This window comes from Nitratireductor sp. GCM10026969 (genome assembly GCF_042660605.1).
In the GTDB taxonomy this organism is placed as follows: domain Bacteria; phylum Pseudomonadota; class Alphaproteobacteria; order Rhizobiales; family Rhizobiaceae; genus Chelativorans.
This window is the reverse complement of record NZ_JBHSUM010000128.1, coordinates 1-11937: the sequence shown is the minus strand read 5'-3', so window position 1 is coordinate 11937 and position 11937 is coordinate 1. Positions and strand designations below refer to the sequence as shown.

General features: G+C 62.7%; 9 protein-coding genes, 1 tRNA gene and 2 pseudogenes. 8 read left to right on the top strand and 4 right to left on the bottom strand.

The features are described 5' to 3' along the window. Nucleotides 1-513 (bottom strand): hydantoinase/oxoprolinase N-terminal domain-containing protein (locus ACFP9U_RS19475; protein WP_378624008.1); only part of this gene is annotated, 513 nt, incomplete at its 3' end. A 536-nt stretch (nt 514-1049) separates the two neighbouring features. Here ACFP9U_RS19475 and ACFP9U_RS19470 point away from each other — a divergent pair. The 8 genes from ACFP9U_RS19470 to ACFP9U_RS19435 all read left to right on the top strand — a co-directional run bounded on the left by ACFP9U_RS19470 (nt 1050) and on the right by ACFP9U_RS19435 (nt 10258). Next, nucleotides 1050-1541 (top strand): hypothetical protein, encoded by a 492-nt coding sequence (locus ACFP9U_RS19470; RefSeq protein ID WP_378624007.1) that lies wholly within the window; start codon nt 1050-1052, stop codon nt 1539-1541. Then, complete coding sequence (locus ACFP9U_RS19465) at nt 1531-1926, top strand: phage holin family protein (protein ID WP_378624005.1); 396 nt, start codon at nt 1531-1533, stop codon at nt 1924-1926. Before ACFP9U_RS19470 ends, ACFP9U_RS19465 begins: the two co-directional genes overlap by 11 nt. Next, nucleotides 1923-2864, top strand: a complete 942-nt coding sequence (locus ACFP9U_RS19460; RefSeq protein ID WP_378624004.1) for a DUF3618 domain-containing protein — start codon at nt 1923-1925, stop codon at nt 2862-2864. Before ACFP9U_RS19465 ends, ACFP9U_RS19460 begins: the two co-directional genes overlap by 4 nt. Nucleotides 2865-3221: 357 nt before the next feature. Further along, a tRNA-Arg gene (locus ACFP9U_RS19455) sits at nt 3222-3298 on the top strand. A gap of 1034 nt (nt 3299-4332) precedes the next feature. Then, nucleotides 4333-4833 carry an RNA polymerase sigma factor gene (locus tag ACFP9U_RS19450; protein ID WP_378624002.1) on the top strand — a complete coding sequence of 167 codons (501 nt, stop codon included), beginning with the start codon at nt 4333-4335 and terminating at the stop codon, nt 4831-4833. Nucleotides 4834-4937: 104 nt separating this feature from the next. Further along, a complete protein-coding gene (locus ACFP9U_RS19445; protein ID WP_378624001.1) occupies nt 4938-5894 on the top strand; it encodes a FecR family protein in 957 nt (318 codons plus the stop codon). Nucleotides 5895-6107: 213 nt separating this feature from the next. Next, nucleotides 6108-8462 (top strand): TonB-dependent siderophore receptor, encoded by a 2355-nt coding sequence (locus ACFP9U_RS19440; protein WP_378623999.1) that lies wholly within the window; start codon nt 6108-6110, stop codon nt 8460-8462. A 20-nt stretch (nt 8463-8482) separates the two neighbouring features. Next, nucleotides 8483-10258 carry a PepSY-associated TM helix domain-containing protein gene (locus ACFP9U_RS19435; RefSeq protein ID WP_378623998.1) on the top strand — a complete coding sequence of 592 codons (1776 nt, stop codon included), beginning with the start codon at nt 8483-8485 and terminating at the stop codon, nt 10256-10258. A gap of 148 nt (nt 10259-10406) precedes the next feature. On the opposite strand, the gene ACFP9U_RS19430 is transcribed toward ACFP9U_RS19435, so the two are convergent. From ACFP9U_RS19430 to ACFP9U_RS19420, 3 genes and pseudogenes are all read right to left on the bottom strand, one after another. Then, nucleotides 10407-10745, bottom strand: coding sequence for an HNH endonuclease signature motif containing protein (locus ACFP9U_RS19430; RefSeq protein WP_378624010.1), 339 nt, complete (start codon nt 10743-10745; stop codon nt 10407-10409). A gap of 149 nt (nt 10746-10894) precedes the next feature. Next, a pseudogene (locus tag ACFP9U_RS19425) lies at nt 10895-11341 on the bottom strand (zinc-binding dehydrogenase); the annotation flags it as partial. Between the two features lie 485 nt (nt 11342-11826). Further along, nucleotides 11827-11937: pseudogene (locus tag ACFP9U_RS19420) on the bottom strand (class I SAM-dependent methyltransferase); the annotation flags it as partial.

Sequence of the window (11937 nt, the reverse complement as noted above, 5' to 3'; positions counted from 1 at the left end):
GATGGCCGTCGCGACGGCCTGTTCGTGCGCCGGATCGCGCACGGCGAAATAGGCGCAGATCGCGAAGGCGGTGACGGCTGGCGCGACCTTCTCCAGCCACGGTGCCAACGGCGCGGTGTCGAGCGGGCGCTCGTTGCCCAGACCGTCATGTCCGCCGGCAAGGAAGAGCACGGGGTCCCGCCCGAGCGCCTGGCGCAGTCCGTCGCGTGCCAGATCGGCCTCCTCGAAACCGATCATCACCAGCCCCACGCGCCCGCCCTGGCCTTCTACCAGGGCATTGGTGGCGAGCGTGGTCGACATGGAGACGAGGCCGATTCCACGCCCCCCGGTTCCGGGGGCCAGCACCTTGTCCACCGCTCTGGCAATCCCCACGGCAAGGTCGTGCCGCGTGGTCAGCGCCTTGGCCTTGGCCATCACGCCCGCGGCCTCGTCGTAAAGAACCGCGTCGGTGTAGGTGCCGCCCGTATCGATGCCGAGGAGAAGCGGCGCGTTTGCGGTGTCGGGGTGCTGCATTCCTGTCGTGGCCGGACCTGTTGCGTCAGCCGGGCTGTAGCCCAGACCGGAGTGCCGGGGAAGCCCGCAAATGGAGAAGGCCGCCCCGGCGCGAACCGGGGCGACCTTCCGCTGTCAGCCCTGGGAGGATAGGGGCTTCAGCTCACCGGAATCATCGGTGGCTACTCGCGATCCGTTCTCGGCGGATCGTCATGCACCTAACCATCGAGAGGATTCCCGGTTCCGCAATTTTCTTACGGAGGAAAAATTGCAGCGCGGGAGCCTGCCAGGCCGGCGAGGAAGAAGCGGGCTACCGTGAGCCGGGCGGCAACGATGCGGGGCAGGTCACGAAACCATTGTCGCCGAAAGCACGCGAGGCAAGCCCGTTGTGGTGCAGTTCCCAGAGAGGGGCGTCTGATGGAACCTATGCGGTTCGCTGGGGTTAGGTGCACCGTAGAATGGGAGAGCCCCATGCATTCCATCATATATCTTATCGGCCTCATCGTGGTGATCCTCGCGATCCTGTCCTTTCTCGGATTGGCGTAGGGAGCGTTCAGATGGCGAGCAGTTCGCAAGACCAGCGGCAAAACCGCAGCGCAGGCTCCGGCACGGCGGAGACGATGCAGGATTCGGCCGCCGAAATGGGAACGGATATGAAACAGGAAGCGCTCGACCAGGCCGATGAGGCGAAACGGCAAGCCTCCGACAGCCTGCACGGATTTGCCGAGGCCATCCGCCGCGCCAGTGCGGAACTGGCAGAACAGGACCAGGGCCCGGCCGCGCAGCTTCTCGGCCAAGCGGCGGGCGGGCTGGAGCAGTTCTCCAGCGCACTCGGGCGAAAGCAGTTCGACGAGATGATCCGCGACGTGCGGCGTTTCGGGCGCGAGCATCCCGGGGCATTCCTCGCGGGCTCGGTCCTGGTCGGCATGGCGCTGGGACGGATCGCGCAGAGCAGCGTGTCGGACACGACGCAGTCTGCCCGCACCAGCAGAGACGACCCGCGCGACAGCACTGCCAACCACCTCGGAGGAGGTCGCCATGAATCTTAAGGCCGAAGCACGCGGGATCACCACATTGATCTCCGACTTTGCTGATCAGGCTGCCACGCTCGTGCGTACGGAGTTCCGTCTGCTGCGTACGGAGATGTCGGAGAAGATCGATCAGGTGCGCAACGGGGCGATCGAGGTCCTCGCGGGAGGTGTCTGCCTGCTGGCGGCGCTCCTGATCCTGCTGCAGGCGCTGGTTGTGGCGCTGGCCGAGCTCGGCCTCGGAGCCGGGTGGGCTTCCCTCCTCGTGGGCGTGGTCGTCGCCGTCCTGGGCGCGTTCCTGGTGCGGCGTGGCACGTCCAACATGGCGACGGCAAATCTGATGCCCGACCGCACTCAGGAGCAGGTTGCCGAAGATGCGCGGACAATGAAGGAACACATACGATGACACCGAGATCGGCGGCCGAACTGGAACGCGAGGCGGAGGCGGCCCGCGACCGAATGATCGACACCGCGCATAAGATCCAGGACAGGCTGACACCTGGTCGGATCATCGACGAGGTCGGCTCCTATTTCAGAGATTCGGACGGGGCCACCGCGGTTCACAATCTGAAGAACCAGATCCGCGACAATCCCCTTCCGCTTGCACTGATCGGCACCGGGGTTGCCTGGCTTATCATGGGAAGCGGGGCGGGCACCGCCCAGGCGCGGCGGGAGCACGCCGCAGAGCCGGACGCTTCGGATACGGACGCGATGTGGCAGGACACCCACGGCTTGCCGCGAACGGGCGTGGCACCGGTTCCGAAGAGCGGGCAGGGGCAGCCATCGGTGAAAGACAGAGCCGGTGGCGCGATGCATGCCGCTTCCCGAGCCGCGGGATCGGTGGGGGAGAAGTTCGGCTCCGCCTACGCGTCCGCCGCGGAAAGCGCCTCCGGGGCGACCCACTCGATGGCCGAGGGCGGGCAGCATATCGGGCAACGGGCGCGCGGCGCCGGCCGCTCGGCGGTGGACGCAGGCACGCGCGCGCAGAGGGCGATCAGCCACACGCTTCGCCAGGAGCCAATTATCATAGGCGCAGTGGGGATCGCACTTGGCGCAGCCATAGGCGCCTTCATGCCGCGGACGCGGGCGGAAGAGGAATATCTGCAACCCTACGAGGACAGCGTGCGCGGTCGCATGCAGGAGACGGCCAGACATGGCCTCGACAGCGCCAAGGACGTCGCTTCAAAGGCCTATAGCGCAGGCAAGGAAGAGGCGGAACGCCAGAAGGCTGGGGGCCAGGATACGGGCGCCGCGGGTCAACAGGCGACCGGCAGACCCAGCAAGGCGGCCGGCAGCACAAGCCGCCGCAGCGCCGGGGGAAGCACTAGCAAAAACACACGCTAGCGCAGCAGCCCAACTTTCCCGTCAGAAACCTCGTGCGCCCCGGGAGACCCTCTCGGAAGGAAGAATTGCAGAGAGGCGGAGGCGGCGACGCGGCTGATGGCAGTCCTTGCCTGTGTACGCAGTCGCGCAGCCGCACATGAGCGGCCCGAGACATGAGTGACGTCTGTACCGGACATGGGCAACACTTTGGCTTTTGCCGGAGGTGTTAATGCCGTGCAGGATGATTGTTCGTGGCGCGGCTTTTGGATGGGGCGCAGATGAGCGATGTGCGCCGGGCGTCCGAGAACTGGCATAGATTCAAGATTGATGCAGCGGAACGGTTCGGTTATGTAGACCGTGCGGGCCGCTACTGCCCCCGCACCCGTAGCTCAGCTGGATAGAGCGCTGCCCTCCGAAGGCAGAGGTCACAGGTTCGAATCCTGTCGGGTGCGCCAAATACCGCCGATTACCCTCCGCAATACGCTATAGCCGCCGAGCGTACGCCCTTGCATCTGGTAGAGGACGGCCCGCGCGCAGAAAAGCGTAGAAAACGGCGGCGTTCGGCGGAGAAATTCGAATCGCTTTCGGTCGAATGATTGCCACACGAATACGTTGAGGCCTGGTATGGCGGGAATGCGCCCCAATATCGGTCATTCCAACGGTCTCGACGGTGCACCAAAAGCGGACATCGCCAGCGACCACGCTGGAGGTCGTGGTCGCACCAGGAACAGGATTTAGCAGCGTTGTGAGAGAGACGAAGATCTTCGCGCGGCCAAAGCCACGCTCGTAATCCGTGGCGCCAATCCGCGAGGTCGTTGATTCAATGCGTCGGCCGCCGACGCTTTCACCGACATGAGTGGAAAAGTACTGGTTATTGACCCTTCGAATCCTCGCGTCGGCGACAGCTACGATAATGGTGGGTCGAACGATGTGAGAGAGACAGACATACAGACGTTTTCGGCCGAATTACTCATCCTTCGGTGGCAGGAGACCCGACAAGGTCCATGTTGGAAATGGCAATTGGCGGCATAGAAGCAACCCGGGTACACCTTGGCCAGGCCGCCAAACCGTCTCATTACGCTGGACCACCTCTGTGTTGCTTATGCCACAGGTCCAAGAAATGTGTTCCGCTTCTGTAGAGGGAGCCGGGCACTGGTGGCCACTCCAGTTTTCGCACATGCCCATGAAAAACTTGACGAAAACAATCATCAATCCTTGAGGACGGGGCACCTGCCACCGCCATCACTCGGCGGATCAGCTTAAACCGTTGCCATTGCTGCAAGATTCAATTTTGCCTATGAGCGACTAGCCACGTGCTGACCTGTGTCAGCATGTCGGCATCATCTCCCGTTCTGGTTGGCAGTCGTCCCATGACAAGCACCAATATTCCTCCCAAAGCCGTGAAACCGATGTCACCGGACACATTCGGGCCGGATATGCCGTTGCCCGTTGCCGATCGTTCGTCCGTTGCTGCTGTCGAAATTCGCTGATGTGGGATCTTCAGAACCTTTTCGTGAAGCACGCACGCGAGATCGATCGTTCCTTGCGGCGTCGTGGCCATAGTCCCGAAACGGCGGCCGATCTGATGCAGGACGCCTTTGTGCGCCTGATGACGGCTGCGCCCAAGGGAACTGACCACAATCCGAGAGCCTATCTGTATCAGGTTGCCCGCAATCTTTCCGTGGATCTCCAACGCCGTGAACGCAGCGTGGAGCATGTCAACCTTCCGGAGGAAGAGTTCCAGCAGATCGCCGATCTGTCTCCAAGCCCGGAGACGATCGTCTATGACCGTCAGCGGGTGATGGTCGTCGAAAGGGCGCTGCAAGATCTACCCGAGCGCACGCGCCGGGCCTTCGAGATGCACCGCATGGGCGGCAAGACGCTGAACGAGGTGGCCGCCGAACTCGGGCTCTCGACGTCGCGTACCTGGACGTTGGTCCGCCACGCCTACCTTCATCTGCGCGCTTGCCTGAAGGACGAGGCGGCGTAGCCATCTGCACAGGCAGAAAATTGCCGCTTCCCGTTCGTTGCACATAATATAGGACGATATTCGACGCTCAGCCTTGGGACCGGCTGTATGACCGGGCGGGAACGATGCATCACGAGACGCCGGACAGCGACAGGCTCTTCGAGGAGGCGCTCGACCTCCTCATCCGCCTGCAGGACGACCCCGCGAACCCGGTCGCGCGCGACCTCATTCGGCGCTGGCGCGCGCGGAGTCCGGCGCATGAGGCGGCCTGGGTGGAAGCTTCCGAGATTCACGGCATGACGGGTGTGGTGCTGCAGGAGAAGCGCCAGTCCGGTCGTGCGGGGAAGGGAATTTCCCGCCGCAAGGTCATCCTCGGGGGAGCCGCCGGATTGGCTACGGCGGGCGCCGTACTCTACGGGCCGGAATTGCTTGTCCGCTCCAGGGCTGACCACATAACAACGACAGCGGAGTTGCGCCGCGTTACGCTCGCCGACGGAACCGATGTCACGCTCGGGCCGGACAGCGCCATAAAGGTACTCTTCCTGCCAGCTGCGCGTCGTGTCGAACTGCTTGCCGGCATGGCCTTCTTCGAGGTGGCGCCGGACAGCGCACGCCCGTTTCGGGCTGTGGCCGACGATATGACGGCAACCGCTCTGGGCACGGCCTTCGATGTCAGCAGGGACGCCGGTTTTTTCAATGTTGCCGTCAATCACGGCCTCGTCGCCGTGGCCATCAAGGACAGGTTTTCACTGCCCGAGGCGCGTCTTGGGCAAGGCGAATGGTTATCGTTCGACGAAAGCTCTTCCAGCGTGGAACGCGGCCAGCTCGACACTGACCAGGTCGCGGCATGGCGCGAGGGGATGATCGTCGCCGAGCGGGAAACCATTGCCTCCGTCGTTGCGAAGATCGGGCGCTGGCAAAAGGGACGCATTATGATCGCCGATCCGCGTTTCGGCGCACGCCGTATCAGCGGTGTGTTCGATCTCAACAATCCTATCGCGGCGCTCCAGGCCGTTGCCCATCCTCATGGTGGCAAGGTTCGTCAGCTCTCGCCCTGGCTCACCGTGATTTCCCCGATCTGAAAAAATAACATCAAAGGGAGAAAATCCGCGAACCCCGTTCGTTTTACGACAATAGGGGTTGGCATTAGCCGCTGCCAGACGTCCAGCCCTCCCAACAAAAGCGAAGCAGGGAGTGGACACGGCATGGGGCTGAGCAAAGGCGTCGACGCAACGAGGCATATTGGAAAGCAGTTGCTGATCACAGCAATTTTGGCGTCAACCGGAATCGGGACGATGACGGCCGCCATGCAAGGCAGGGCTCATGCGCAAGGCCAGCAGCAGACGGCATTCAATGTGCCGGCCGGCCCGCTCGCAAACGCGCTCGCCGCCTTCGGCCGGCAAGCCGGACTTCAGGTCACATATCTTCCGGAGATCGCCTCGGGCAGGCGCTCGCCCGGTGTTTCCGGCGCCGTCGCGCCCGGCAATGCTCTGGCGCGCATTCTGCAGGGAACGGGGCTGAGCTACCGTTTTACCAACGCCACGACGGTTAGCATTTACGATCCCTCAAGCGCGGATGCAGGCGCTGCTGCGGTTGATGACGGCTCGACCCTGCTGGACAGGCTTCAGGTGTGGGGCGAGAGCGCCTATGGCCCGGTGGATGGCTACAAAGCATCGCGCTCGGCCTCCGCTACCAAGACGGACACGCCAATCATCGAGATCCCGGCTTCGATCGAGGTGGTGTCGGCGCAGGTCATCGAGGAACAGGCGGCGCAGAACCTGAAGGACGTCTATGAAAATGTCAGCGGCGTTCAACAGGCGGGCAACACGTTGAACGCGCAGAGCGAGGTGTTGCCGATCATACGCGGTTTCGAGTCCTCGACATTGCTGCGCAACGGCATGCGGTCGACATCGGCAGGAACCGTCGATCTTGTGGATGTCGAGCGGGTGGAAGTGCTGAAGGGGCCGGGTTCCATTCTTTATGGCGCGCTCGAACCCGGCGGTGTCATCAACTACATCACCAAGAGGCCGCAGCAGACGGCAGCCTATAAGTTAAAGCAGGAGGTCGGCAGCTATGACTTCTATCGCGCCACCGCCGATCTGACAGGGCCTCTCACTGAAGACGGATCCTTGGCCTATCGCCTCAATGCCGCCTATACGAACAGCGGCTCCTTCCGCGATCATATGGATCTTGAGCGGGCCGCTGTGATGCCCAGCCTGCTGTGGACACCGACGGACCAGACGGAGGTGCTGTTCGATCTGTCCTGGACGCGCGAGAAACAACCCTATGACACTGGCATACCGTTGAGCGAGGACGGCGAACCGCTGGTTCCCATCAGCACCTTTGTCGGCAATCCGGATCTTGCCGGCCGGGACCTCAACAACTATTCGGCCAGCTATCAACTGACCCATGAATTCAACGACGTCTGGAGCATACGCAATCAGCTTCAGTTCCACCGCGCAGACAGCGAGAACGAATCCATCCGCTCGCGGGGCATAGGGAACATAGGCGGTGTCGAGGTTCTCGGCGTCCGCTACCAGCATGAGGAACGGACGGACGACGAATACCAGTTCGTGCTCGACGCGACCGCGAAATTCGCCACAGGCCCGGTGGATCACGAACTGCTTCTCGGTACGGACCTGACCTATCAGGAATTCGACTTCCGCCGGTTCCGGCAGAACCTGGCGCCGATCCCCATCGGCGACGACATGACGATCGATTTCGACCCGCCGGCAAGCCAGCCGAGGGACGTCGTTGCCGGCGAGACGCAATGGGCCGGGCTTTATGCGCAGGATCAGATGTCTCTGTTGGAGGACGGCCGGCTGAAGCTGCTGGTGGGTGGGCGCTACGACATCTACCATCTGGAAGGCGTGTGGGACGGCGTCGTGAAGCCTGATGTCGATGAGCAGGCGTTCACGGGCCGGACGGGGCTGCTCTATCAGTTCACCGACCAATATTCGGCCTATGCAAGCGTCAGCCAGTCATTCGAGCCGCACCGGGCAGACGTTATCGACCGGAACGGGAACCCGGTCTCACCTGAGGAAGGGCTGCAATATGAAGCAGGCATCAAGGCGTCGTTCCTCGACGACCGGCTGCTGGCAACCGCTTCGGTCTACCAGATCGAGAAGAAGAATGTTGCGGTCTGGGATGAGGCCTACTGGAGCGCGACCGGAGAAGACGCCTATTTTCCGGGCGTGAGGGAGCGCAGCCGCGGCTTCGAGTTCGACCTGACCGGGGCGTTGACCGACAATGTCAATGTTCTCGCCAACTATGCCTATACCGACAGCAAGGTTCTGGAAAATCCCGGCGATCCGGCTTCGGTCGGCGGCCCACTCGGCGGTGTGCCTCGCCACGCCGCGCGCTTGTGGCTGACCTATGATTTCGGCGAGAGCAGCCGGTTCAGCGGTCTCGGTTTCGGTGGCGGCGTGCGCTACGTTGGCACGAGGACCGCACAGTTCGACAGCAGCCTGGAACTCGATCCATATGTCGTTGCCGATGCGGCACTCTGGTACAATCTGGACAATATGAAGTTTGCCCTCAACGTGCGCAATCTTTTCGATAGGGAATACATCGCGCGCGCCAGCGACCGTGCCATCGCGCATCCCGGTGAACCTTTGACGGTCACAGGATCGTTATCCTTGCGCTTCTGATTGCCCCGGGCGCGCAATAAATGCTTGAGGCCAGCCGCAAGATCCTGTTCCGCATCCACGCCTGGATCGGCCTCAATCTCGGCTTCGTGCTGTTCGTCGTCTGCTTCTCCGGCACGATGGCGGTGTTCAGCCCGGAGCTGAAATGGCTGGCCGACCCCGCAGTGCGCGCGGAACCGCCGGCCGCCGGCCAACACGAGACAATCTCCTGGCAGGAGATGCACGACCGGGTTGCACAGACTTACCCGCACGCCACGGTCCTGTATCTGGTCGCTCCGCGGGGCGAGCGGTGGGTGGCGCGCGTCCTGATCGGCTATTCGCCTTCGGACGTAAGGTGGGTGCTGGTCGACCCGTATTCGGGTGAAATCCAGGGGCAGAGAAGCACCTTCGATCTCGTCAGCTTCTTTCGCATCTTCCACAAGCAGCTCTACATCGTTCCGGTGAATCTGTGGCTTCACGGCACGTTGATCACCGGCTTTCTGGCGATCCCGCTTTTGATCGGCGCAATCACGGGCCTCCTGTCGCTCAAGCGCTGGCGGCGGGCCTTCGTGACCCTGCGCACGGGCCGCAGCCGGCGGCTGTTCTGGTCGGACATCCATCGGCTGGCCGGCATATGGGCGCTTGTCGTCACCATTGTGCTGAGCCTGACAGGCATCTGGTATCTGGCCGCCAAAATCCTGCACGACAGCGGCAATCTCGTCGAGGAGGCGCCGCTCGTGCGCATGGACGCCGACATGCTGCGCGACCGGCCGGATACGCTGACGCCCCTGAATCTGGATCAGGCCGCCCGGCTGGCGCAAGCGGCCTATCCGGAGCTCGCCGTGACCGAAATCACCCTCCCGCTTCGTCCCGACGATCCCCTGGCCTTCACCGGCCAGGCAGCTGCATGGCTGGTGCGCGACCGGGCCAACCAGGTGCAGATGGACCCCTATACCGGCGCGGTGCTCAGCATCCGGCGGGCAGAGGAACTCGGGCCGCTCGAACGCTGGATCGAAACCGCCGATCCGCTGCATTTCGGAACCTTTGCGGGGCTGACCAGCCGCATCGTCTGGTTTGTCGCCGGCCTTTTCCTGTCCGGCGCCATCCTTGCCGGCCTCTACGGCGCTTGGCTGCGGCTGCGGCAGAACCGCAACAACGCGCGGGGCAGCAGGCTTGCCACGGCAATGGCGGTAGCCCCGACGGTGGCGCTGCTGGCGGCCAGCGCCTATGGCACCTGGGCCTTCGCCGGCGATATCCTGCGAACGGCCCAGCGTCCCGTCGGTATCGCGCCGTTGATGCAGGGCAAGCTCGGGCCGTGGGACGTATCGCTCACCGGGTTCAACCCCTCTTCCTCCCCGACCGCGCGCCGCACCGTGAGCATCGTCTTCGACGGCGCCGAGCGGCCGAATTTCGAGCAGGCCGTTTTCTGGTTCGGCGATCCGGACAATCCGGCGGCGGCCCGCCCGGCCCGGCGCCTTGCCGACCGGCTGCTGGTGCGCGGCGCCTGCCCGGAAGACGAGCGCCTGGATACATGTCGGCTGAATCTGAAAATCCGTGGATGGAGCGGCGAACACCATACGCTCGATGTCGAGCTACAGCCGTCATTGGCAAACGCCGTCTCCGATCTGCCGGTTGCCGACGGGGGAAGTACCGGCGAGTATGCCGTTATCGCTGTGTTTCTGCTGTGTATCCTGGTGCCGCTGATTGGTTGGGTCGGGATGCAACTCTCGATGAGCGTGTCGGGCCAACCGCCCTGGCATCTGCAAGGCATCTCCAACAGCGTAAAGGCGGCTTGCGGTCGTCTCCGGTCATCCAACTGATGGGCAGGAACGGCAGCTTATGTGGCGCTTCCTACTCGATCCAGAGGGCGAGACGGACGACAACACCGACCGGGTTCTTGTTAGGAAGACAGCCGGATGGCGGGTATCGGCTAGACTACGTCATTCGCATTGCGGCGGTTTCGCTTGGCTATCTCAGCGACTGTGCTCTTGCTGGCGGTAAGATGCGATCCAACGGTAGCTGGACCTGCCGACTGATGAAGCTATTGTACCGCAACATGTTAGGCGTGACGGCGAATGTGAGCTGGCCGGGCGACCGGTGTGCGGTATTATGGCAAGTCGGGCACAAGACAATGAGGTTGTCGTAGCTGTTGTCCCGGCAGGTCGCGTAACCCTCAATATGATGAAGATAAAGGATTTGCTGACCGGCCTCACTGATGGGTCCAGGTGGAATGTCAGTGCATTGAGAGTCGTGGAGCGAGAGCGGGCGACATTGCTGGTTCGGGTTGCAGAGCCGCCCGCGCGGCAATGGCGGGGACCAATGGTAGTGTGCGCCCGTGCCCAATAGCGAAAATCTCAGGAAGTTGAAGTTCAGTGCTGGACCCGAGTGATCGTCGTCGGCCTTGCGGACACCGCCGCCCTTTTCGCGGTGCGCAAACCGGGAGAGTGCAGGATCGGTCAAACCGTCACGACAATCTTGCCGAACTGATTGTTCGATTCCAGGAAGCGATGTGCCTCGACGATCTCATCGAAAGGAAAGGTTCTGGCGATTACCGGCTGAAGCGACCCCGAGATCAGCCCGTCGAGGATAAATGCCTTGGCGGCTTCCAACCGCGCGAGATCGCCGACGATCTCGTGCACGAGGTAACCGCGCAATGTCAGTGTCTTGCTCAGCACGGCGACCAGCGGGAACGGTGTTGGCTCGGGGCTCAAGCCGCCATATTCGATGAGAATGCCGCCGCGCGACATCGCGGCTGTCAGGGGTTCGAATATCGGGCTGCCGATCGGATCGAACACGACACGCACACCTTTTGGGCCGGCGATTTCCTTCAGCCGGGCTTCCAGATTCTCCTCCGTCGAGGCGATGACATTGGCAGCGCCGGAGTTGAGCAGGGCCTTCCTGCGTGTCAGCGACGAAGCCCCAGCCGTCCTGCGTGACCACGAATTCCTGCGCGCTTTCGTCGACGGTCAGGTAGCCCTTCTTGACGAGCGCACCCGCGGCCCAAATGTCCGGCTGGAAATAGGTCCGGTGTGTCAATTTCAGCAGAGAAGTGCAGCGCTCAGAAGAAAAAGTGTAGCGGAGGCTACGGGAAGGTTCTGGTTGGGTGGATTCCTGTCTGTCCGCTTCCCGGACGGAAGCCTCGGAAGCGGACACTTTGCAGACGCTTGCCGGGTCAGATTGTCGGCACAAGCGTTTCCGACAGAAGACGTGCTCCGAGGACGCTCATCACTGCACCCGCAGTGCGATCGATTCAAACCTTCGAGCGCAGGTAGAGTTCACACAGGCAGGCCCGTCACCCGTTGTTGCTGTCGCCGCCGCCGGCGAGTCTCGATGTAGCACGACATGGAGGCATCCCGAATGCTGAACTTCTCCGCAAGGTCTGTGTGCGTTACGCCCGACTCGCCCGAACGCTCAGCCACCGGTCATTGGGCTTTCCGATGCACCGACGTACTTCGCTGATGATCCAGCCGGCGTCTGTGAGTGCGGACCGCAGGGCAGA